The organism is Vibrio sp. 2304, from assembly GCF_033339475.1.
GTDB lineage: Bacteria > Pseudomonadota > Gammaproteobacteria > Enterobacterales > Vibrionaceae > Vibrio > Vibrio alginolyticus.
This window is the reverse complement of sequence record NZ_JAWOUQ010000002.1, coordinates 40,974-65,566: the sequence shown is the minus strand read 5'-3', so window position 1 is coordinate 65,566 and position 24,593 is coordinate 40,974. Positions and strand designations below refer to the sequence as shown.

General features: G+C 42.0%; 19 protein-coding genes. 2 read left to right on the top strand and 17 right to left on the bottom strand.

Translation table 11 applies throughout. The features are described from left to right. Positions 1-104: 104 nt before the first annotated feature. The 6 genes from R7P64_RS05170 to matP all read right to left on the bottom strand — a co-directional run bounded on the left by R7P64_RS05170 (position 105) and on the right by matP (position 4,171). Positions 105-1,022 (bottom strand): SH3 domain-containing protein, encoded by a 918-nt coding sequence (locus R7P64_RS05170; RefSeq protein WP_258472361.1) that lies wholly within the window; start codon positions 1,020-1,022, stop codon positions 105-107. An 8-nt stretch (positions 1,023-1,030) separates the two neighbouring features. Beyond that, positions 1,031-1,909, bottom strand: a complete 879-nt coding sequence (locus tag R7P64_RS05165; RefSeq protein WP_258472362.1) for an HAD family hydrolase — start codon at positions 1,907-1,909, stop codon at positions 1,031-1,033. 179 nt (positions 1,910-2,088) lie between these two features. Continuing rightward, complete coding sequence (locus tag R7P64_RS05160) at positions 2,089-2,454, bottom strand: phage protein (protein WP_069496754.1); 366 nt, start codon at positions 2,452-2,454, stop codon at positions 2,089-2,091. 502 nt (positions 2,455-2,956) lie between these two features. Further along, positions 2,957-3,280, bottom strand: a complete 324-nt coding sequence (locus R7P64_RS05155) for a hypothetical protein (RefSeq protein WP_025766620.1) — start codon at positions 3,278-3,280, stop codon at positions 2,957-2,959. A gap of 114 nt (positions 3,281-3,394) precedes the next feature. Continuing rightward, a complete protein-coding gene (locus tag R7P64_RS05150) occupies positions 3,395-3,706 on the bottom strand; it encodes a DUF3634 family protein (RefSeq protein ID WP_005377468.1) in 312 nt (103 codons plus the stop codon). A 15-nt stretch (positions 3,707-3,721) separates the two neighbouring features. Next, positions 3,722-4,171 carry a macrodomain Ter protein MatP gene (matP, locus tag R7P64_RS05145; RefSeq protein ID WP_005396497.1) on the bottom strand — a complete coding sequence of 150 codons (450 nt, stop codon included), beginning with the start codon at positions 4,169-4,171 and terminating at the stop codon, positions 3,722-3,724. Positions 4,172-4,381: 210 nt separating this feature from the next. On the opposite strand from matP, the gene R7P64_RS05140 reads away from it, so the two are divergent. Together R7P64_RS05140 and fabA are read left to right on the top strand one after the other, a co-directional pair. Continuing rightward, the gene (locus R7P64_RS05140) at positions 4,382-6,022 is read left to right on the top strand and encodes a Lon protease family protein (protein WP_318119237.1); all 1,641 of its coding nucleotides are present in this window, start codon (positions 4,382-4,384) and stop codon (positions 6,020-6,022) included. A gap of 70 nt (positions 6,023-6,092) precedes the next feature. Then, positions 6,093-6,611: a bifunctional 3-hydroxydecanoyl-ACP dehydratase/trans-2-decenoyl-ACP isomerase gene (gene fabA, locus R7P64_RS05135; protein ID WP_005390081.1), complete on the top strand. Its 519-nt coding sequence runs from the start codon at positions 6,093-6,095 to the stop codon at positions 6,609-6,611. Positions 6,612-6,751: 140 nt separating this feature from the next. Here the strand turns inward: fabA and rmf are convergent, their stop codons facing one another. The 11 genes from rmf to R7P64_RS05080 all read right to left on the bottom strand — a co-directional run bounded on the left by rmf (position 6,752) and on the right by R7P64_RS05080 (position 24,475). Next, the gene (rmf, locus tag R7P64_RS05130; protein ID WP_005377453.1) at positions 6,752-6,925 is read right to left on the bottom strand and encodes a ribosome modulation factor; all 174 of its coding nucleotides are present in this window, start codon (positions 6,923-6,925) and stop codon (positions 6,752-6,754) included. A gap of 181 nt (positions 6,926-7,106) precedes the next feature. Next, complete coding sequence (locus tag R7P64_RS05125; protein WP_318119238.1) at positions 7,107-8,840, bottom strand: DUF3466 family protein; 1,734 nt, start codon at positions 8,838-8,840, stop codon at positions 7,107-7,109. Positions 8,841-8,847: 7 nt separating this feature from the next. Further along, positions 8,848-10,767, bottom strand: coding sequence for an ABC transporter ATP-binding protein (locus tag R7P64_RS05120; protein ID WP_005377449.1), 1,920 nt, complete (start codon positions 10,765-10,767; stop codon positions 8,848-8,850). Beyond that, the gene (locus tag R7P64_RS05115) at positions 10,745-10,987 is read right to left on the bottom strand and encodes a glutaredoxin family protein (RefSeq protein ID WP_017821808.1); all 243 of its coding nucleotides are present in this window, start codon (positions 10,985-10,987) and stop codon (positions 10,745-10,747) included. Before R7P64_RS05115 ends, R7P64_RS05120 begins: the two co-directional genes overlap by 23 nt. A gap of 21 nt (positions 10,988-11,008) precedes the next feature. Then, positions 11,009-13,129 (bottom strand): bifunctional 23S rRNA (guanine(2069)-N(7))-methyltransferase RlmK/23S rRNA (guanine(2445)-N(2))-methyltransferase RlmL, encoded by a 2,121-nt coding sequence (gene rlmKL / locus R7P64_RS05110; RefSeq protein WP_262579902.1) that lies wholly within the window; start codon positions 13,127-13,129, stop codon positions 11,009-11,011. A gap of 486 nt (positions 13,130-13,615) precedes the next feature. Then, the gene (locus R7P64_RS05105; protein WP_005377444.1) at positions 13,616-14,158 is read right to left on the bottom strand and encodes a cell division protein ZapC; all 543 of its coding nucleotides are present in this window, start codon (positions 14,156-14,158) and stop codon (positions 13,616-13,618) included. A gap of 168 nt (positions 14,159-14,326) precedes the next feature. Further along, on the bottom strand, positions 14,327-15,337 hold the full coding sequence (pyrD, locus tag R7P64_RS05100) for a quinone-dependent dihydroorotate dehydrogenase (RefSeq protein ID WP_005377443.1): 1,011 nt from the start codon (positions 15,335-15,337) through the stop codon (positions 14,327-14,329). 311 nt (positions 15,338-15,648) lie between these two features. Beyond that, complete coding sequence (locus R7P64_RS05095; protein ID WP_005377441.1) at positions 15,649-20,490, bottom strand: NAD-glutamate dehydrogenase; 4,842 nt, start codon at positions 20,488-20,490, stop codon at positions 15,649-15,651. A gap of 201 nt (positions 20,491-20,691) precedes the next feature. Then, the gene (locus R7P64_RS05090; protein WP_005377440.1) at positions 20,692-20,910 is read right to left on the bottom strand and encodes a DUF2835 domain-containing protein; all 219 of its coding nucleotides are present in this window, start codon (positions 20,908-20,910) and stop codon (positions 20,692-20,694) included. Between the two features lie 66 nt (positions 20,911-20,976). Next, the gene (gene pepN / locus R7P64_RS05085) at positions 20,977-23,583 is read right to left on the bottom strand and encodes an aminopeptidase N (RefSeq protein ID WP_318121888.1); all 2,607 of its coding nucleotides are present in this window, start codon (positions 23,581-23,583) and stop codon (positions 20,977-20,979) included. Between the two features lie 226 nt (positions 23,584-23,809). Beyond that, positions 23,810-24,475 carry a hypothetical protein gene (locus tag R7P64_RS05080; protein ID WP_005377438.1) on the bottom strand — a complete coding sequence of 222 codons (666 nt, stop codon included), beginning with the start codon at positions 24,473-24,475 and terminating at the stop codon, positions 23,810-23,812. Between the last annotated feature and the right edge of the window lie 118 nt (positions 24,476-24,593).

Sequence of the window (24,593 nt, the reverse complement as noted above, 5' to 3'; positions counted from 1 at the left end):
GTGTTATTGAAATCAGCTTTTATGCACACCCGTGGTTTATTGTGGGTCTGCACTAGCCTCGTGCGATGATAAAAAAACCACTACTAAAAAGTAGTGGTTTATGGTCATTTTAGCTCAGCTATAAAGTCTCTATGGACCCAGCCATCTATAGTCTCAGAATTGTCTAAAACAGATTGGACTTTAACCCACGATGTTTTTTCACCGCTTTCCAAAACCGTCACTTTTTTCCCGACTGGCAATAGGTGGATTATTTCTGAATTAAAACTAGGTAGATCTCTTAATCTTACATTTGACCCTGATATTATAAAGCCAACTTTTGTTTTATCAGCTTCTAAGGTGTCAGTGCCTTGTTCCACTAGTGGATTATCCATAGCGTAGACTACCGTTACCGAACTAGTATTGTTTGCATTTGGTATCTGTTTATCTTCGCCAGAGTGAGTGAAAATGCTACCAATCCCAGTGAGAATAAAAATAGCTAACAGCCATCTGTAGAAAATTTTATGCCTTTTAGTGCTGTCCACCTCAACACTACTCATACATAAGTACTTCAGCCAGCTCTGCCACCCGATAGGTAAATGTAGTTTTCCAAATAGTGAAGCCACACATACCGCTTGGCTACTTGAGCTAATCCCTTCGGATAGCTCGGTGACATCAAGTATTCTCTTAATCTCAAGCTCTATGGAAGCGCTTGTTTTAACAGCACCTTTCAAAAATACGTGGTACCAATAAGTATCCATGAAGTGAATGAGCTGAGTGGCTATCATTCCTGCTAACGCAAAAAGAACGCCAGCAGAAATATCAACCCCTAATAAATTGATGGATATATTTTTGTGGATAGCTAACCCCACACCAGTCAAAAAACCCGAGAAAACTACTACAGCAAAATTTCTCAGCTTCATTGATACATCATTGAAATGTTGCTGAACGTTGGAAGTTTGCTTCCAGTAATCTAACAGTAGAGCTGTACGTTCATTTAACGTAAGCTCTTCTTTTTCAGGGTTGTTTTTATTGTTGGTATTCATGCTGAAAGTCACTTTGGACGAAAATTAATAATACTTAGGAGTTCTGAAAAGTTCTCAATTGAGTAATCTGCTACGTAGTGCTCTTCTGCACTTTCTTTTAGCTTCCTTTCAGCTTCAACCTCTTCATCGCTCCAGTGAGTAACTTCTCGTAAAATATCATAATCTTTTGTGCGCTCATCAGAAAAGTGTCCAGTGCCATATTTTGCATAAACTGATGTCACTCCCGCCGCATTGGCCATGTTTACATCTTTGAACTCTGAATCACCAATGTATACACATTCATCCTTATCTAGATTTTGTTCTTCTATTATGTGTAGTAGAAGTTCTGGATTAGGCTTTAATTCGCCAGGTGCTGTGTGTGAGAACTTAGTATGATCAAATTTAAACTCCGTTCTTTCCCCCTCACGAATAGCCATAATTTCGTGATCTTGAGGCGAGTAAACATGGTCAATGAAGTGATCAAGACCGAAGCGCTTAAGCCTATATTTTGTGTACCATTGCTTCGATTCTGTATAGGCTATCACCTTGATTTTTCGAGTTCTTAGCTCACTTAAAGTATCGTATACACCTTGATATAGTTTTAAATGCTGAAGTCTGTTGCTACGAGCTGCGTGTATTGCGTCATCCAGTTTTTCCATTATGTTTTCTGGAGTACCGTACATTTCTAGAAGAGAAGGCACCTCTTGTAAAACAAAAGCGTACTCAGCGGTCCCATGTTTTTGATGTATAACTTTTATTTCTTTGATCAACTGTTCTCTGGGGATACCAGAAATTTCAACAGTTCTATCTAACATCGGAATGAATGTAGAACGCCATATGTCGAACCAGTCAAACAATGTGTTGTCTAGGTCAGTAATCAGTACCGACTTTTCGGGCTTATCGCTCACAATTATCCACCATACTTTGTATGTAAAAATATACAGTAAAACTAATTAAAAATTTTGTTCAATTCAAGTGAGCATCTAGGTTTTACTAAGTTTTTTCTTATGTCTGAGTGATAAATAGTCAAACTATTTAAGATAGTTAGACATAGAACGTGAAAGGCCCTAAATGCTAGGGCCCTCAACTACATCATTTTCTTCAATACTCTCGCATACTTTAATACTAGAGTTGTTATGTCCAAATCCCCTTTTGCTCCGATTTCAATTAGAGCTATACCTGTTAGAACTTGCTGGGCCGTAACCATCTGCCCTGTAGGTAACTCTAATTTGTCATAATGCATTCTAAAGTTCTCCCAGCTCTCACATGAACTCAGCTCACGCCCTTTTGCCATTCTCATTAATCGCTTGCACTCAGGAGGAATGGTTTTCCCCTTATCCCATTCTTTGACCGTTCTCACAGTTTTCAAACAAAGTTCAGCAGCTTGTTCGACGGATAAACCACATTCAAATTCACGAAAAATATAGTTTTTAGTCATTTCGTGATACTTCATTGAATAGTCCCTCAAAAGAGAGACATTTTATAGGACTGACATATGCAATCGTATTCAACATAAGCAGATATAATGCGCACCAAGGGGTGAGATCTCAAAGCAATAATGTCCGGTTTTAGCTACTTTAAAATGTCCTCCTAAGATTAACAACATTGTTTGCTTTTGAGGCTTTAACCGAGGTTCCTGTGGACTTGCAATCGCTAGTTTGGTTTGTGGTTATGCTTACGAAGCAAATCAAATCTCTTATTGAAAATTGATGCGCGCTTAGTCCCCGACTTACTGGCGTGTCCTTCCGTAAGCACCTGAATCAATCTATGTATGGTGATGATGGCCAACTCACTGAATTTGCCACTCAATGGCATCACGATTACTAACTTAAGCGCTACCAAACAAAAAAGCCTTTCATACTCGCCTCGTACAACAGCAAAAATCAGCTAAACGCTCTAATCGCTCCGCAACGAAATCTGCCAAAAATCACGAGCTCAGTTGCGTTCTGAAACAATTATAAGCCTGTGGTTATATGGAGGCGAATGTACTTTTCGGGGTATTTGTAACGATAGCGTTTTCCTTTCTTCAAGTTGGACTTAACGTACCTACACACTTTTTGGTCACCACTGCTGGTTACTCTTTTTATTACTGCGTTTTTACTTTTGTGCTCCATTTCTATCATGACGTCACAATAACCTTGATAGCCATCAAACTTATTGTCTACTTTCTTTTGAAGCTTAGTCTTAATCTTTTTAGCCAACAGGTTCGTTTCTGAATCGTCAGCAAAAACTGAATTACTTGCAAAGATCAATACCATTAAAGTTACAACGTATCTCATCGTTTTGGTCCGTTTATGTTGTTGATTGTTCGATGATAAGTAATTTTTCTGTAGATACGAAAATGGGACGCCACATTGCGTCCCATTTAACATGATGAAGTAACTGATATGTAATTAAGCGCGCTTCTTGCCTTTGTTTGCTTTGAAGCCCTGGTGCGGAAAAACGTTACGAATCCTCTGTTGAACTTTTTTGGGAATGCCTTTGGAAAAGCTTAAGCGCATTCCTGTTCGTTGGCTATACACCTTCATTTCACCAGTAAACGGGTTATGCTCACTAATATCCTGTAAGTTGTGTTTGAAAGAAGGAGGTAGATGCCCTTTTACGTTACTAATATGGCCATTATCGAACTTTACTTTTAACACCGGCCTATCGACTGCGATCAACCAAAAGATCACGATGGCTGCAATTAAGATTACATATAACATTTGGCACTCCCTATCCTAGCTAGATAGCAATTTACTCAAATCCTCTTTAATTGAGGTAACTTTTTGACTCGCTTTTTCACTTCTCGACGCTTCGGAAAGCAAATATTCAATTGCGTCAGATAACGTACAACCAAGTTCATTCGCTCTACTAGAAAGCTTTTCCCAAACTCGGTAATCTAAATCAATGGATTTCTTCTTTGTATGGACTTGCTCTGCATTGAAGTGACGTTTCCGTTTCGCTCGGATAGCCTGCTTGAGTTTATTATCTAACTCTTCTGACATGTGGTTTTCTATCCAAGCTAAGACAAGTGTAGGCTCGTGTTCAAGGCGTTTTAGTTCTGCGACCGCTGCATCTGCTTCGCTTGTATCAATATGTCGGGTAATCGCTTCACCATCTTTCCATTTTTTGATGAGATACTTCCATTTCCACCCACATTCTAGATTCTCAAGCTGCTGATATTTCATTTGTTCCGACCCATAAACATAACCTAGTGACAGCGTAACCCAGATGGTTTACTTGGGCAAATAAAACTCTTAGAAGTATCGATGTTGATCACTCATTTGTCTAAGTATTGTTCATTGAGAGATGAATGCCGAGAGCAAACCAAATTGGTGCTAGGGTGTTATAGTCCGTTTCGTTATAATGTCGGCAAGATTGAATTACGATGAATTTTAATGAACCAACTTAATTGGCAAGACGTAACACCTTCACTTGAGCAGTACGAAGCACTTTTAAAGTCTGCACCTTCGTTAACAAAGAAGTCTTTTACTGATCTCCAACCGAGAATGTCGGCAACGATATCTCGTTTTTCAAAAATTTCCGGATTGACGCGAGTACTACTCATTAACTGCGTAGATAATTCTGTATATAGAGAGTTCATCAGTAAAGCTCTTCAGAGCCAGTCTAACGCTGCGATAGTTTTTTCGGAATCACTTGATGCCAAACGTTTATTTGACCGTTACAGTGTTGATGTAAGTGGTGATATTGCCTTCCAACCTGGTTTAATTTCACAGGCAGATAACGGTTACTTAATTGTACCGGCTAATCTAATTTTGGCTAACCCAGGGCTTTGGCCAAATATAAAGTCTGCAATTCAACAAAACCTTATCGAGCCACTGAACCTAAGCCCTACTCGTTTACCTACTTCAGTACCGCAAGCTAAAGCTTATGATGTAAAACTGATTGTAACAGGAGAAAGAAGTCAGTTAGCAGAGCTAGAATACATCGATGACGACTTCTGTTCTGGCTTTGCCATGTATACGGAAGTTGAAGAAGATATTCATCTGTCAGAGCAGAATTTGACAGATTACTTTGGTTTAGTGAACTGGATATGTTCTCAATATCAGCTGCCTCACTTAACCGAATGTGGTTTTAGAAGATTGTTGCTGGCCGGTATGAGATTTACTGAAGATCAACATTATCTGCCTTTAGGAGTAATGTGGCACTCTCAACTTCTAACGCTTGCCAGCCAGTTCAGTGATGGCCGAGCATTAGATTACAAGTCGTTAGATAAAGCGATTGACGACAAGTATTACCGAGAATCTTACCTTCCTCAGCGTGCCGTGTACGATATTTTAGATGGCCAAGTCATCATTGAGACAACTGGGGAACAAGTTGGTCAAATCAATGGCCTAACCGTTATTGATATGGCTGGGCACCCTGTCAGCTATGGTGAGCCTGCACGAATATCTTGTGTAATTCATTTTGGTGATGGCGATGTTTCCGATGTTGAGCGCAAAGCTGAGCTTGGAGGCAATCTACATGCAAAAGGCATGATGATTATGCAAGCTTTCTTGAGCTCTGCTCTGAAACTGGATGAACCACTGCCTTACTCTGCCTCCATCGTATTTGAACAGTCTTATAGTGAAGTTGATGGTGACAGTGCATCTCTTGCAGAACTTTGTTGCTTGGTGAGTGCTTTATCTGAATCTCCAATTAATCAACAAGTTGCTGTTACAGGAGCTGTTGATCAGTTTGGTCGAGTGCAAGCCGTCGGTGGCTTGAACGAAAAAATTGAAGGCTTTTATCAGGTTTGTAAACATCAAGGTTTTACAGGAAATCAAGGTGTTGTGATGCCAAAATCAAACCTTAAACACCTTGCATTACATAAAGATGTAATAGAAAGCATTAAAAATGGTGAGTTCCATATTTGGTCCGTTTCTACCGTAGATGAAGCTATTCCGATTGTAATGAATAAACCTTTTAGAGGTGAAGACGATAGCATTATTGGCAAAATAGCGGAACGTATTGAAAACTTTGAAAGACATGAGCATCCAGAAGGAATTGTGCAGCGCATCAAAAACTGGTTTGTCTAGTACTGATCGGAGTTGTTTAGCGTACACGTGTTCACTAAGATGCAGCTATCAAAAATTGGAGTAATTGATAATGCAAAACAAACGTGATTCTTATAACCGTGACGATCTACTTGCTTCTAGCCAAGGCGAACTGTTTGGGCCTGGTTACCCTCAGCTTCCTGCGCCAAACATGCTAATGATGGATCGTGTTACTAAAATGTCTGAGACTGAAGGCGATTTTGGTAAAGGTTTGATCTTGGCGGAATTGGATATTACTCCAGATTTGTGGTTCTTTGACTGCCACTTCCCTGGCGACCCAGTAATGCCAGGTTGTCTTGGCCTTGATGCGATGTGGCAACTTGTTGGTTTCTTCCTTGGCTGGGTTGGTGGCAAAGGAAAAGGTCGTGCTCTGGGTGTTGGCGAAGTGAAGTTTACAGGTCAGATCCTGCCAACAGCGAAAAAAGTGACGTACGAAATCCACATGAAACGCGTTGTAAACCGTAAACTTGTGATGGGTTTGGCCGACGGTCGTGTATGTGTGGACGGCAAAGAAATCTACGTAGCAAAAGATTTGAAAGTTGGCTTGTTCCAAGACACTTCAAGCTTCTAATCACGATTTTAATCGATTTATTAAGGCTCCTATTTAGGAGCCTTTTTGTTGTCGAGTGTTAACCTACTTCCCTATGTCCCTATAATGTAGAAAAGGCTCCGTAGAGCCCTTTCGAATCCTTCTTTTTGTATGTGGAGAGTTTATTTGTAGAGACCAGATTGTCTTTCATCTCTGGCATCACGCCAACCACCTAACCAATACGACCGAGCATCAACTTGTTGATATGGGCAAGCCTCTTGAGACCTTCCATTCAACCCAGCTTTGTAGCCTTGAGATTGAGCTCGTTCTAGGCGATCACGCTTTTGTCTCTTCATAGTTAATTCCTCATACAGGTCCATTTACTAACGTACAGCTGTTATTGTGAAACTTTGATGGAGTTTTTATGACTCCACTTATAAGAATCGATCAAAGTAGGCAATTTCTCAAGGCATAAAAAAAGCAGAGACTCAAATGTGTGAGCCTCTGCTTGATTTAAAAATTACTGACGATTTTTAACTATTTTCTACGGAACCCAAACAATCCAAGCATGGTCAAAGCTAACCAACCAAGGCCTGCACCTTGACGCTCTGTCGTCGTTGAGTCAATGCTTCGAGATACGATGTCGTCCTTAGTTGCGTCAGCAATAGGTACTAGTTTGACTGCTACAATTTGCTCTTCAGAGCTACATGTCGCATTGTTTGCTGTTGTGCTATAACCACCTGCACATTTCATAGCAGTACCAGAGATCACACCTGCATCATTGATATCAGTTGCGTCGATAATACGGAACTGATTGTTTTGTTCAGAGTAATCACCGCCATTAGTCAAACTGTCTAGGAACCAAGCTTTTCCATTGAATAATGTTGCAGCACGTTCACTAGTCTCGCCACCTACGCTATATGGATAGATAAAACCGCGCTTACGACGTGGCTTGCCATCGTCTTCACGAGTCGTTTCCGCATCAAGTTGCCCGACGATTTCATTGTAAGAGTTGATACCGCCCATCTTACCGCCCGCACCGCTAAAGAAAATGCCAGTAGTTGGGTAAAAAGCGCTAATAGAATCCTTACGAACATCATCTACGATAAAGAGACGATTCGGAGCAGAGCCCGTTGGCATTAAGTATCCGCCCGAACGTTTTGCTTCACCAATAGCAACAAAATTAGAGTTAACGTCGGTTAATCGTGAGTTTGTATGAACCGTATCATCACCTTCGCGCTGTCTAGCTCCTACAACAACTTTATTTTTCCAAGTTGCGTTTTCAACGCTACCTTCGGCTTCTAGAGTTCCGACAAAAACAGTCGCATTCAGGTAGTTATCATCACTGTAAGTGTTGTAACCTACGCCATAGACCGTTGTTCCATCAGTGACAAGGTCACGCATGCTCCCTTGAGCTAACCTTTCTCCATCTTTAGATGTGCCACTAGGCCAAGCCAATTCACTGACGGTTCCGCTTTGATCCCAAATCGCTGCTTTTGATGTGTGGTGAGATCCATTGGTATTGCTTGCTGTTCGAGAAACACTGCCAACAGTAAAAATGCCGTCTGTGCTCCAAGCATGGCTTTGCACAACACTTGCGTCACCATCGCCAGTAAGAATATTTGGCTCTACTGGTGCAACTACGGTATTTCGTGTTTCTAATGTAGAAGTATTTTCTGTGCTAACTTTACTCTGATTACCGACAGCTGCACCATCCTCGGTAAGCTGGTTGATAACATTGTTATATTCATTTTTATAAGCAGCAGAATCTTCTTCTATGAACGCTAACGCATTAGAAGTAAAGTCTTTACTACGTTCTTTATTCCACGGCGTCCAGTTTACTGAAGCCCAAGAGTCACAGGTGGAATAGCGAAGCTGGTTGTAACAGTAACGCTCAAAGTCTTTGAGTTCTTGGATGTAATAAAAGCCAGCGTCTAATCCGAATGGGATTTCTTCACGATAGCTGTTCCCATCCACGGCTTGTGTCGCTGAAATCGGTGTAGTGCGAGTTTCCATTGCAAGTTTAAACTGCTCTGGCGTGCAGTTTGCTGCTGCATCAAAGCAGCCTAAAGCGAAAGGTGAACCTGTTGAAGGATCTGTACCTGCGTCGCCCTGTTGAATTGCAACCCCGTAAGCCGTTTGGTAGTCACCGTTTGAACCATGATCCTGAGGTGAAACCTCAACAACTTGATACAATGCCGCCTGTGCGTTCATTGTGGTACCAACCATCATTGCAATGGCGGTCAATTTGAATTTATTACTACAATTCATTGAATTCTTAACTATCCTGTTGCATTGCTTCGAGTTCTTCCCATCTCTCGAATGCGATTTCCAACTCCTGCTCTAGTGCAGCAAGCTGTTCCAATACCGGCTGAGTTTGCTCTACAGGTTTAGCAAAGAACTCTGGATCGTTCACTTGCTCCTGAAGGCTCTCGATATCCGACTCTAATTGTTCAAGTTTAGCTGGTAGAGCCTCTAATTCTCTTTGCAGCTTATACGATAACTTCTTCGAATTGTTCTTAGGTTGCGTAGTTTTGGGAGTTTCCTCAACCACTTTCTCTTTCTTCGTTGGTTTTTCAACCTGACTGCGCGAAGCAAGAACTTGGTCACGCTGCTGTTTAGCATCATGATAACCACCAACGAACTCTTCGATTATACCGTTACCCTCAAAAATCCAGCTGGTTGTTACTGTGTTGTCTACGAACTCACGGTCGTGACTCACTAACAATAATGTACCCTGATAATTGGCAAGCATTTCTTCTAAAAGTTCCAACGTTTCGATATCCAAATCGTTAGTTGGTTCATCAAGAATAAGTAAGTTGTTTGGTTTCAACAAGATACGGGCTAGCAATAATCGGTTTTTCTCACCACCAGAAAGTGCCTTAACCGGGGTTCTGGCGCGCTTAGGTGCAAATAAGAAGTCTTGAAGATAACTCAGCGCATGACGCTGACGTCCCCCAACCATTACTTCTTGTTTCCCATCCGCTAAGTTATCGATCACTGTCTTTTCTGGATCCAAAATCTCTCGGTACTGATCAAAGTACGCGACTTCTAATTTTGTTCCGCAGTGTAAACGACCAGACTGCGCTTCCAATTGCCCTAGTAGCAATTTAAGTACCGTACTCTTACCGCAGCCATTTGGTCCGATAAGTGCAATACGGTCACCACGCATGATGTTAAAGCTAAAGTCGTCGACAATTGTCTTGCCTTCGTAAGCAAAAGATACATTTTCTGCTTCAAATACAATCTTACCTGAACGAGAAGCATCATCGATGTTTAGGTTAACTTTACCTTGAACTTCACGACGGTCACGACGCTCTTCACGAAGTTTTTTAAGGGCTCGAACACGGCCTTCATTACGAGTACGACGTGCTTTAATGCCTTGACGAATCCACACTTCTTCCTGAGCTAGTTTCTTATCGAACTCAGCATTTTGCATTTCTTCGACGCGAAGCATTTCTTCTTTGTCATTCAAATACTGTTCGTAATTACCAGGGAAAGAAGCTAATTGACCGCGATCTAAGTCAACGATGCGTGTCGCCATCGACTTGATGAATGCACGGTCGTGAGAAATAAAGATGATCGAGCCTTTGAAGTCTTTTAAGAAGTTCTCTAACCATTCGATCGTTGTCACATCGAGATGGTTTGTTGGTTCATCAAGAAGCAATACATCAGGATCACAAACCAGCGCACGAGCTAAAGCAGCTTTACGTTGCCAGCCACCGGATAGATCGGTCAGTTTGGTTTCTGGGCTTAGTTTTAAAGCGCCAAGTACGTTCTTAACACGGTCATCAAAGCGCCAAGCGTTAGAATGATCAAGTTGCTCTTGAACTTTCGCCAAACGGTTAATGTTCTTCTCACTTGGGTCTTGAGCAACAAGATCGAGAAGATCGTGATAGATCTTCAATTGTTCGCCGATTTCAGCCAAACCGCCAGATACGTATTCGTAAACCGTACCCTCTTGATTGCGCGGTGGATCTTGTTCAAGCCGAGAAACTACTACGTCTTGAGTTATTTGAATCTTGCCATCATCCAACAAAATGTCGCCGGCAAGCACTTTCATTAACGTAGACTTACCTGCTCCGTTACGACCAACTAAACAAACGCGTTCGTTTTCTTGAAGAGCGAACTCCGCTTTGTCTAGCAATGGGTGGTCACCAAATGCAAGTTGTGCGTTATGAATGGTAAGTAATGCCATTATTATCCAACCAATGTGTGAGTTGTTCTAAGTCAAACGGCCAGTTCAACTCAGAATCTTGATATTTTAATACGGGTATTGTGACGCCGTAACGAGAAAATAGTACATCATCGAACGCAATATCAATGATATCTGTTTGCTCGGCCAAACCGACTTGGTCTACTAGAGCAAATGCCATCTCACAAAGATGGCATCCCTCCGTGCTATACAATATCAGCACGTATTAATCCTTTTGTTTATACTACGCGTGCGTTACTAGCCAACAGTTATGAATCTGTTTATTACGCGCAAAATCTAATGGTAACGTTTGAGAAGAAATATTCTGAGCCTTCAAACCCAATTCAGCGAGTGATTCTTCATCCATCTTGAAGTGACGTTTGTTATTTGAAAATACGATTGTGCCTTCACTTCTCAGTAAACGTTTGAGGTTCTTCATTAGCTTAATGTGGTCACGTTGTACATCGAATGATGTTTCCATACGCTTAGAGTTAGAGAACGTAGGTGGGTCAATAAAGATCAAGTCGTACTCACTTTTTGCGTTTTCTAGCCATTGCAAACAGTCCGCTTGTTCATATTTATGTTGGCGCCCTACACAGCCATTAAGCTGCATATTGTCTTTCGCCCAGTTCAAGTAGGTGTTTGACATATCGACAGTTGTAGTGGAACGCGCACCACCAACTGCAGCGTGCACTGTTGCACTACCAGTGTAAGCAAACAAGTTAAGGAAATCTTTACCCTGTGCCATTTCGCCAAGACGACGACGAGTGATCTTATGATCCAAGAACAGGCCTGTGTCTAGGTAGTCATGAAGGTTCACGATCAGCTTCACACCGTACTCGTTTACTTCGAGCGTCTCTGATACCTGACCTAATTTTTGGTACTGGCTTCGACCTTTCTGCTTCTCACGAACTTTCAGTACAACTTTGTTCGCTTCGACACCGGTCACCTGAATCGTCGCACGGATAATGTCCGTTAGACGACGCTTGGCTTTTTCTTCAGGGATGTTCTTAGGTGCTGCGTACTCTTGAATCACAATTTGATCGCCGTACACGTCGATCGCTACGTTGTATTCTGGAAGGTCTGCATCGTAGATACGATAGCAGTCTAGTTTCTCTTTACGCGCCCACTTGCCAATCTTGCCAATGTTTTTCTTCAAACGGTTTGAGAAGTCTGGTGCGATTTGAATGTTAGTATCTGCACCTTTCACTTCATCAGCGTTGCGCTCGGCAATGCTGTAGTTCTTTTGGTGACACGGTAACGCACCATTGTTCAATTTAAACTGTTTATCAGCGCGCATACGAAGGCAACTCAAGAGCTCGTCTGAGCTAGAGAAGATAGATGCTTTACATCCGCCAAACTCAGATTTTAGCTGTCCACCGAATGCGGTATAGAGCGCAATCAGCCCCGGCTCAGTTCCTAGACGCTCACCGTAAGGTGGGTTTGAAACGATAACACCGTGTTCAAATCCTGCGGGACGAGTAATAGTTGCAGCATCACCTTGCGCAAACTCAATCAACTCTTCAACACCTGCTCTGCGGGCGTTTTCTTGAGCGACTTTTAATACTTTAGGGTCGTTATCGAATCCAAAAAACTTAGCGTCAACTTTCCTGACACCTCGTCTAGCTTGAACATTAGCCTCTGATTTAATCTCAGCCCAGGTCTCCGGTTCAAAGTCTTCCAAAACTTCGAAGCCCCATTGTTTGCGCTTAACGCCAGGTGCCATGTTGGCTGCCATCATTGCCGCTTCAATAAGCAAAGTACCAGAACCACACATTGGATCGAGTAATGGTTGATGCCCATCCCAGCCACAACGCATGATAATCGCAGAAGCAAGCGTTTCACGTAATGGCGCACGACCCGATTCTGGTCGATAACCACGCTGATGAAGACCACTACCTACCATGTCTACCCCAAGCAACGCTTTATCTTTATGCAAACGAACGTGAATACGAATATCTGGGCGTTCTTTGCTGATATTAGGACGTGGCAAGCCTTTATTCTCAAAGCAATCTACGATGCCATCTTTGACCTTCATAGCCCCGTATTGGCTATTTCTAATCTCACGGTTTGTGCCGTTAAAGTCCACAACAAAGCGTTTAGAGCTATGAAATTGGTTAACCCAGTTAATAGTGGAAGTGGATAGATACAAGTCCATGTCGTTGTTACACGTGAACTCAGATAAAACACGTACAAATCGAGACGCTAAACGGCTCCACAAACAACAGCGATAAACCTGTTCGTTTGTCGCTTTAAATTTTACGCCTGCCTGTACTGGTTTCGCATTTTCAATGCCTAGTTTAGTCAGTTCTTCAACAAGCAAATTTTCCATGCCATTTGAAGTTACCGCGAGATATTGATTCATAGTGTTCTTTCGCTGATAAAAAATGGCTTCAATTATACCTGACTTTACGATCAATGCCTCGTTTTTAAAGGTATTTTCCCACCCGTTAGTTCAAATCATCACCACTCAAATGATCTAAAACTTTCAACATCTTTAGTTTGAATATTTTTCATTCATGAACGTATTTTGTTTCCTTTAGAAGAAGTGAATACTTATTTACATGCCTTTTGGTATATACCAGTCGTGACTGGTTGATGTAAATTACTTACAAATACCCTTTATAGGGGAATAAATAGGGTTGTTTTAGGCGCTAGGTTGCCTAATTAAAGGAGTAATCAAATTGAAATAAGTAAAATAAAAGTGACCAGCTTCATGTTTGCATGCATAGAAAACAAACAGTTTCATGGTCTTTCGGATTGGAGTGTCAGAGGAAAGGACAAAAAAAATCGACCCAATAAGGTCGATTAAGGCAAACAAAGGAACGAAATAAAGAAAAATTAAACAGCTTTAACCCACCATTGCCATAGGGGTCATTGCAAAGAGGTGATTTGCACAAGCCATGCGATCATGCATTACTTTAATCGGCTGCCCAAATTGAAGCGCCTTATTGCCATCAAGAACAAAGGCTTCTTGGTTAACATAAGCACATAAGCTCGATGTTTCGCCTGGTTCTAGAACGATGAACATACCATCAGAATATTGATTTGTGAGAAAGACCATGTCCCCTTCTTGAGGTTCATAATCAGAGGACTGTGCATCGAAGAACCAGCTCTTAGGCTGTACAGGTTTATGAAAACGCTTTGCAGCAACACAATACAGTGTTAATTCAGCTTGGCGATATTCACTGATATCGAGACAACGAATGCGCTCATTAAACGTTTGAAATGCGCTGGCGTCATCAACGGTAAATTCACTGTTTGAGAAGGCACAGTTAACCAACAATTTTCGGGATAGATTGGTTTGGAAAATCATTTCCTCCCCCAGATCCAGCATTAAGCAAGCTTTTTGCTCGTCAAAATACCAATTCCATTTGTCGCTGGGTTTAAGCATTATTCCGTTCTCTCTTGACTAGTTAAATCAGTGGTAAAGAGGTAAGACGCTTAATTACCTACTCGTGATTTTTAAATTCTACAAACGAACGGATAAAAAAAAAGAGGAAACAAAGTCCTCTTTTTTATGTAACAGGTACTAATTTTTCAGTAGTTTTTGATGTATATGTTAAAGATTCTTAACAATATCACGTACGAGACCTGGGCCGTGGTAAATAAAGCCAGTGTAGACTTGAACAAGTTTAGCGCCTGCCATGATCTTTTCTTTGGCTGCAACATAGGAATCTACACCACCAACACCGATAATTGGAAGTTTGTCTCCAAGCTCTTCATGAAGCTTACGTACGACCTCCGTAGAGCGTGATTGCACAGGGCGACCACTCAAGCCACCTGCCTCATTGGCGTGTCTCATCCCTTCTACGATCGTGCGATCCAAAGTTGTGTTAGTCGCGATCACACCATCTATATTGTTTTTCAATAAAGAATCGCAGATTTGGCAGATTTCATCGTCACTTAAATCTGGCGCAATCTTTAATGCTAACGGGACATACTTGTTGTATTTCTCTGATAACTCCGCTTGTTTCGCCTTTAATTCGGAAAGCAGTTCATCAAGCGCTTCACCATATTGAAGTGAACGAAGACCTGGAGTGTTTGGCGATGAGATGTTTACTGCAATATAGCCAGCATACTCATACACTTTTTCCATACAAATCAGGTAGTCCTCTGCCCCTTTCTCAATTGGCGTATCTTTATTTTTACCGATGTTAATTCCGAGAACACAATTGAATTTTGCTCGTTTAACATTCTCGATCAAATTATCAACGCCTAGGTTATTAAAGCCCATGCGGTTGATGATCCCTTCTGCTTCCACTAAACGGAATAGGCGTGGTTTATCATTACCTGGTTGTGGTCGTGGCGTTACAGTGCCGACTTCGACAAAGCCAAAGCCCATGGCATCAAATGCTTCAATACATTCGCCGTTTTTATCTAAACCAGCCGCAAGACCAACAGGGTTACGGAATGTTAGACCCATACACTCAACTGGACGAGTTGGTAACTGTTGGCGGTAAAAGAGATCAAGTGGTGTGCCGTTAAAGCGTTGGAAGTTCTTGATTGCAAGATCATGTGCCTTCTCGGCATCGAGTTGGAAAAAGCCAGTTCTGGCTAGACGGTAAAGCATTGTGCCTCCGAAAGAAAAAAGCCCCGTATAAACGGGACAATATTATTTACCGTTTTTCATCGTAATTCAATGAAAATGAACGTAATAAGTAAAAACCTATATCTTTATAAGATTTTTAAATATAAAACAAACAATTACAATCAAGTTTCTGCGATAAAAATCGTAACTAACCGCTTAAAAGCAATCGATTTCACTCTGTTTTAATTTCAATTCAATGTGACAATGTAACTATTTTCATTCCAAATGTGAATAATAGATAATAAAAAGCCCCGTTAAATAACGAGGCTTTTACTTATGACTTGATTATTCCACTACTCTTTCGATGAGCAGTTGAGGTTTAAAAGTACTAGCTCTCGAAGTGCTACAGAGAACTTAGCAAATTCGTGTACTGAGCCAACTTTGAACTCGTTTAAGATACTCTCCCAGCGGTGCAACGATTGCTCGTTAGTTTCAATCCAATCTTCTAACGCAGCCATCACGTCAAGCTCTTCGGTTGAGCAGCCACAAGTCAGTACCTGAGCGGTAAGTTGACGTTGTTGCCAGTCCAGATCTTCACGGAATGCCGCTCTTGCAAGTGCTTGCCAGTTGTTATCAACGGCTTGGCTATTAATTTGCTTCAAGAACCAATGCAACGATAAACGGTCACCCAAGTTAAAGTAGAGTTTCGATGCTTGCTCAACCGTTTTACCTGTTTCACTTGCTACTGATGAAATATCCAGTGCAGATTGTAAGCTTGATAAGCGGGCAACTTGGTGAGCGAGTTTCTCTTCAACCCCTTTCTCTATCCAACCTTGAGCCAACTCATTGTGTTCTTCAACTTCAGACTCAACTAACATAGTGTCTAGGGTTTCAGTGATAACATTGACATCTTGCTTGTAGATAGCAATCAACTCACCGACCGTGCATTTGCCGCTACGGTTACGAAGCAACCAGCGTGCAATTCGACGCAGTGCTCGGCGCACGTAAAACATAATTTCGTATTGAGCTTGCGCTGTCGCAACGTTATCAAGTTTGCGAGTTTGCTTGAGGATTTCTTCTAAATCAAAGATTTCTCTAGCCGCACTGTAAGCGTTGGCAATATCGACAACACTTGCACCAGTTTCTTCTTGCAAACGAGTAACGAAGTTACAGCCCATTTCATTAACCATCTGGTTAGCCAATGCTGTAGCGATAATTTCAGCTCGCAGTGGGTGATTAACCATTTGATCTTTATAGTTACGTCGTAACGCACTTGGGAAATATTCAACAAGTTGTTTTGCATGGAATTCATCATTTGCGATTTCATCCGTAACAAGTTGCTGTTTAAGTACCATTTTACCGTAGGCAACTAACACTGATAGCTCAGGGCGAGTCAGACCTAGTCCCTGTTTTTCACGCTCGATTAGCGTTTCATCATCAGGAATGTATTCGAGAGCACGGTCCAAGTACCCTGCTTTCTCCATAGTGTGGATGAATCGAATTTGCTCCTTAACAATGCCAACACCTTGCTGTTCAGTAACAGAGATCGACTCCGACTGACGGTAAGCATCATCCAAGACAATTTCACCCACTTCGTCTTCCATAGACTCTAGAATTTGGTTACGTTGCTTAACCGTAAGATCGCCATTTGAAACCAGTCCATTGAGGAAGATCTTGATGTTGACTTCATTATCCGAACAGTCAACGCCACCTACGTTATCAACGAAGTCCGTGTTCACTCGACCGCCAGTTAGTGCGTATTCGATACGACCAAGCTGAGTCATACCCAAGTTACCACCTTCGCCAACCACTTTGGCTCTTAAGTCACGGCCGTCAATGCGCAGCATGTCGTTAGCACGGTCGCCAACATCTGTATGAGTTTCTGTTGATGATTTAACGTAAGTGCCGATACCACCATTCCAAAGCAGATCGACTTTCATTTTCAAGATCATCTTTATCAGATCGTTAGGCGCTAAAGATGCTTTCTTAGTACCTAACATTTTCTGAATTTCTGGCGTCAACTGGATCGATTTTGATCGACGAGAGAAGATGCCACCACCTTGAGAGATCAAGTCTTTGTTGTAATCTTCCCAGCTTGATCTTGGCAGATTAAACAAGCGGTTACGCTCTTCCCAGCTGCTGGCTGAATCTGGATTTGGATCAATAAAGATATGCATGTGGTTAAACGCAGCTTGCAATCGAATATGCTTCGATAACAGCATACCGTTACCGAACACGTCACCTGCCATATCACCTACACCGATTGCAGTAAAATCAGTGGTCTGACAGTTGATGCCCATTTCACGGAAGTGACGTTTAACAGATTCCCAACCACCTTTTGCGGTGATACCCATTGCTTTGTGATCGTAACCGTTTGAACCACCTGAAGCGAATGCGTCACCTAGCCAGAAGTTGTATTCTGCAGAAACAGAGTTTGCCAAATCTGAGAAGGTTGCTGTGCCTTTATCGGCAGCCACTACTAGATATGGGTCATCTTCATCGTGACGAACAACGTTTTGTGGTGGTACCACCTCTCCTTCAATGATGTTATCTGACACATCTAGCAGTGCACGGATAAAGCGTTTGTAACAACGCTGACCTTCCGCAAAAATTTCATCACGAGTGGTGAGAGATGGCTGGCGTTTACAAACGAAGCCGCCTTTTGCACCAACTGGTACAATTACAGTGTTCTTAACCTGTTGCGCTTTTACTAAGCCAAGAATCTCCGTACGGAAGTCTTCTTGACGATCTGACCAACGCAAACCACCACGAGCCACTTTTCCACCACGAAGGTGAACACCTTCAATATCTGGTGCGTAAACAAAGATCTCGAATGCAGGTACAGGCTGCGGAATCTCAGGAATATCGCTTGGCTTCATTTTCAAAGATAACCAAGGCTTAGGCTGCTTATTCTCGTCTACTTGGTAGTAGTTGGTACGAAGCGTCGCCATGATCATTTCAATATAACGACGAATAATACGATCATCATCCAAGCTCTCTACACGATCCAACTGCTCTGTTAGCTTTTTAATTAGATCGTTTTGGCCTTTCTCGCTGCCTTTGTGTTTCGGATCAAATCGCTTGGTGAACAGCTTGACTAGACCTGTCGCTAAGTCTGGGTAGTGGCTTAGCGTGTCTTCGATGTACTGCTGACTGAATGGGAAGCCGACTTGGCGCATGTATCGTGCGTAAGCGCGAAGAATGGAAATCTCACGGCCAGATAAAGACGCACCTAATAACAATCGGTTGAAACCATCACTTTCAAGATTACCCGCCCAAATGGCAGCAAATGCTTGTTGGAAACGATCACGAGCTTCACGAAGGTCAACGGTTTTCTCGCTCTTATGCAGCATAGAGAAGTCAAGGATCCAGAAAGTCTGACCGTTGTTTTTCTCGATCTCATATGGCGATTCGCCAATCACACGCAAACCAAGGTTTTCCAACATCGGCATTACGTCAGAAAGGTGAATTGGTTCATCGCGATGATATAACTTTAAGCGGACAGCTTTGGAATCTGCTCCCTCTTCTTGAGGTCGGTAGAACAACATACCAAGTTTATTATCATCACTTAACGCTTCTAAGCGCTCGATATCTGCAACCGCAGAACCTGGCATCATGTCCTCTTTGTATGAGCGAGGGAACGCACTCATATATTCTTTTGAAAGAGGAAGGCCTTTACTTTCACCAAAGTTAGCAATGATGGATTCTTTTAGTCTGTCATCCCAAGAGGTAGAAACTTCCATTAGATTTTGCTCGATCTTTTTCACGTCTACGTCAATGTTGTTATTGTCTACACGAACAATGTAATGTGTTCTCGCTAGTGGGCTTTCTGAGAAGTACGTTGTAAATTCAACCTCTTGCTCGCAACCAAAGTACTGCTTAAGAATGCGTTGAGTTTGACGACGCAATTCTGTGTTGTAACGATCTTTAGTGACATAAACCATGCAACTGAAGAAACGACCAAATGGGTCTTTACGAACAAACAAACGCAGCAAGTCACGATCTTGCATTTGTACAACACCCATTCCCACCTCAAGCAGCTCTTCTTCATTAGCTTGAAGCAACTCGTCGCGTGGGTAGTTTTCTAAGATATTGTGCAATGCTTTGTATGAGTATGATCCGTGACGGTATCCACTTGCTTCAAGGATACGGTCAACTTTTTCACGGATCAAAGGAATACTTTGTACCGCTTGGTTGTAAACGGCGGAGGTATATAAACCAGTAAAGCGATGCTCACCTATTACTTTACCGTTTTCATCAAACTTCTTAATACCGATGTAATCAGTATAAGCTGGACGGTGGATACGAGATGCTTTGTTACCTTTGGTGATGATCAGAGCGTATGGTTTTTTCGCTTCTAATCGCGCTGAATCTGATAATTCAGAGAGCTTGACGCTACGCACGCGCTTGTCATCAGCAAACAGACCTAGTCCTTTTTCTTTAGCAGGAACAAGTTCGGTATCACCATTGACCTCTTTTAAGTCATAATCTTTATAACCCATAAAGGTAAAGTTATGATCTTCTAGCCAACGAAGAAATGCGATCGTTTCATCCATACGATCAGTTTGGATAGAAACACGATCTTTATTTTTCTCAAGTTCATCAGTAACAAACTTAAGCTTATCAACCATCTGCTTCCAGTCATCAACGACTAAGCGAGTATCAGATAGAATTCTTAACAGCTCTTCTTTAAGCGCTTGCATCTCGTCTTTACTAGTAAGGCGGTCTACCTCTATGTGGAAAAGTGATTGAAGAACACCACCCTCACCGTTTACGTCTGTAACTTGGCCTTTTTTATCACGCTGAATCTGTGTTGGGTTATTCAACATTAGGTGACAAACAAGATCCAAACGTGCTAAAGCCATTTTGACTGAGTCCACTAAGAATGGACTATCTGGAACAACAATTTCTACGATTGTGTGTGTGGATTGCCAGCCTTGACGACTTACGGTCGGGTTAAATACTCGAACCGAAATCTCTTCTGGTTTTTTTTCATTGATATGGTGCCAAAGACTAACGACAGCACCATAAAGGTCGGATTCGTTTCGCTGAATTAGATCATCATCAGCAATGTTACTGAATAAGTGTTGAGCAAGTTTAGTTACAAGCGTTTGGTGAGAAAGCTCGAGTTTGTCTTGAATCAGTTGGTAAACCTTTTCAAGCAGAACCGGCACTACATTTTCACGCGCGGTCATATTCACACTCCACATTAGAATTGTTGTTTTGTAGGGGGACTTAGTAGCTAGGTTGTTACCTTAGAAACTAAGCATAGGTAATGCATGTGCCCATTGTAAAAGCATAATTACAAATGTTTAACAACTAATCGTAGTGGTAAGAGGTGAAATGTCCGATTCTGTGACTAAGATTCCTATTTAACTCTCTGCAAATACAATACATCACAGAGTTTCTAACTTAAGAAACTTATTATTTTGGTCAGTTGTTAGTCTAAACTGGCCTCTAACGCCCAATTGACTAAGAAATGGTCTAAATCTCGCGGCGGGTAACTGCAAACGCAAACCGTTGTGTGTGACAACTTGAACAACACTTGCCGCACCAGAATAATGAGATAAAAACGTTTGATATGAAATGTTGAGATTGAAGTAGTAATAGTTCATGAAGTGAAAACTAAGTGACATAAACACAATAGGGTGGTCTAAATGACCACCCTATTGTGTTGTTTACTATTCGTCTAGTGCTTTAGTCACTTTTTCGAATAGATCTTTAGCAAGATTATCCATTGCTTTGAGCTTTTCAAGTTCTGCACGAATCATTGCTTGGCGAGCTTCATCGTATTTACGGAACTTAAGCAAAGGATCAATCATTCGAGAAGCTACTTGTGGGTTCGAATCATTTAGTTGGCGAAGAATTTCACCGGCAAACTGGTAACCTACACCGGATTTATCATGGAAACGTACAGGGTTCGCACTTAAGAACGAGCCAATTAAGCTACGCGTACGGTTCGGATTTTTCAAACTAAATGCTTCGTGGTTCATGGTTGCTTTTACTTTTTCAAGAGCATCCTCTGCAGGATTGCTACCTTGAAGTGCAAACCACTTATCCATAACCAAACCGTCGTGCTTCCATTTATCGCTGTAATCAGCCATAAGTGCTTCACGACACTCGAGCTGAGCGTTATTTGCAGCACTCATCGCAGCAATCGTATCTGTCATGTTATTTGCAGATGCGTATTGCGCGTTGACTAAATCATTACCTTTTGCCGTATGTGCTAGGTACTGTAGGCAACGGTTACGTAAAGCACGCTTGCCAATAGCAGCATGGTCGATCGTATACTCTGCTTGCTTAAGCGTGTGATAAGTCGCACTTAGCTCATCTTCTAATTCCTTAGAAAGTGACACTGTAATGCTGTTTAGCACTTTATCTACGGCATCGATATCAATTTGCTGGTACCAACCAGTAATCTCATTGATTGAAGGCATAGAGAAAACTTGAGCAATGAAAGCTGGCTCAAGCGTTTCATCCAACAGCACACCGCGGAAAGCATCTATCACACCTTCAGAAAGCGATACTTCTTGTCCCGCTTGAACGTTTTTCACATTCTGACGAATGTATTTAGCCAATAGCATTTGGCTAGCGTCCCATCGAGCAAAATCGTTCGTTGCGTGCTTCATCAAGAAGACTAACTCGTCATCGCTGTAATCGTATTCTAATTTGACTGGTGCCGAGAATTCACGCAACAAAGATGGCACTGGCTGTTCTTCGACATTTTCAAATACGAACGTTTGCTTATCTTGTTTAATATCCAGCACGTTATGAACAGATTCACCGTTACTCATCAATGGGATAACTTGACCTTTCGAATCATACAACTCGATATCGAACGGGATATGCAGCGCTTGTTTTTCTGCTTGGTCTTGCGTCGGCTCCGTAAATTGCTCTACCGTTAGTGCGTAAGTTTTTGCATCAGCGTTGTATTCGCTATTTACGCGTAGCGTTGGTGTACCCGATTGGCTGTACCACAAACGGAACTGTTTTAAATCAACACCGGTGGCATCTTCCATTGCAGAAACAAAGTCTTCACACGTCGCGGCGGTACCATCGTGACGTTCAAAATAAAGTTTCATTCCTTTTTGGAAGCCCTCTTCGCCAAGGAGTGTATGGTACATGCGAATAACTTCGCTGCCCTTTTCATACACCGTTAGCGTGTAGAAGTTATTCATCTCAATGACTTTGTCAGGACGAATCGGGTGAGACATTGGGCTTGCATCTTCCGCAAATTGAGGACCACGAATAATACGTACGTTATCAATACGGTTATCAGCACGAGAGCCTAAGTCAGAAGAGAATTCTTGGTCACGGAATACGGTTAAGCCTTCTTTTAGACTTAGTTGGAACCAGTCACGACAAGTGACACGGTTGCCAGTCCAGTTGTGGAAGTACTCATGACCGATCACAGCTTCGATGCCTAAATAATCACGATCTGTCGCAGTTTGATCGTTCGCCAGCACATATTTTGAGTTAAAAATGTTCAAGCCTTTGTTTTCCATTGCACCCATGTTGAAGAAATCAACAGCAACGATCATGTAAATATCCAGATCGTATTCCAGGCCAAAGCGTTCCTCATCCCACTTCATCGAGTTGATCAGCGATGTCATCGCATGACCTGCACGATCTAAGTTACCTTTATCAACAAAGATTTCTAAATCAACACTGCGACCTGACATCGTTGTATATTTGTCACGCAATACATCAAAGTCGCCTGCAACAAGGGCGAACAAGTAAGCTGGTTTTGGATGCGGATCCTGCCATTGAACCCAGTGACGACCGCTCTCTGCATCGCCTTCTGCAATTCGGTTACCATTGCTCAGCAAATATGGATAAACCGCTTTATCTGCGATCACTTTTGTTGTGTATTTTGCTAGAACATCCGGACGGTCTAGATAGTACGTGATACGGCGGAAGCCCTCAGCCTCACACTGAGTACAAAATGCGCCGCCTGATTTGTACAAACCTTCGAGTGCTGTATTCGCTTCAGGATCAATTTTGGTGACGATTTCAAGTTCAAACTCGGATGGAAGATCGGTCAGTACCAGCGACGACTCCTTCACCTCGTGATGAGCCCAATCCTCACCATTTACTTTTACAGCGTGTAGCTCAAGTCCTTCGCCATCGAGTTCTAGCGTTGTTGTATCGCCTTTTTGAGCAACTTTTGATACCGCCGTAACGATTGTGTCATTGTCATATAGATCAAAAGTAAGATCGATATCAGTAATCGCATGAGATGGCTCTTTATAATCTTTACGATATTTGGCCTGGGGAGCTTGAGACATGAGCATAAATCCTTGTATGTCGAACAACAAAAATACCAGACTGCATGATCAAAAATGCAGTTCTGGTATCACTATATAAGCTATTTGTAGGGGTTGTGGTATCAGAATACAAGTCTTTCCATCAAAAAACGGAGCTTTTAGTGCTCTAGCTCCGTTTTTTGATTAACATTTAAACAACATTAATGACTTACCGTACGCACGCGTAATTTGGCGCATGTTAAAGGCATCATGGCGTAACTCTATTGAGTACGGCGTACATATCACCATTGGAATCTTCGATCGTTAGCTCATTCTTGTTGAGCTTATACGTTGTTCCATGCTCGCCATTTTCATACAACAGAACCAAAAACTCATCTTCTGTGTAAAACACACCTTGTTTGATGGACTCATCCCCTTCTTCGTTCGAAACCCTAAACATGAACACGAAATCAGGTTGAAGTATCAAATCCATCTGATTAATGTTGTTGGCCACTAGACCGTCGCCAGATACGTGAGAGCTAGACCAAATACCTGCAAGTGAATTGGATAATCCCTTAGTGAATGTTACACCATTAAGATCAAGCGTATTATGGTTGTTGCGATAGGCATAAATTTGAGGCTCGTCGGTGTTTAAACCAAGAACGATGGTGTCTTCATTTGCGTTATACAGCCCTTCCCAATGGTCAACGGAATAGTCTTTCTTTTGAATATCAATAGAAAAGCTGTAGTCAGAACCTAATGAGAGTTTGATCGCACGAAAGTTTTCAGCCGACTCTTCGGGGTTTGGGTTCATCAAATACCAGTCTCCGATGAGAAACGGCGTGTCAAAGTGACTTAATTCATCTTCTCTGGTGTTTTCTCCACCAAACACACTAAAGCAGCAAAAGCTAAGTAAAATAAAGAACCACTTCATATCGGCATCCTTATCGTTTTCTTTTAGCTTAGCCAGTAGTCCTCACTTTCGCGAAATTTTAGATGTAGATCACGTAAATTATTGGGGGAAAATAAGCGAATATCTTGCTCGATATCGA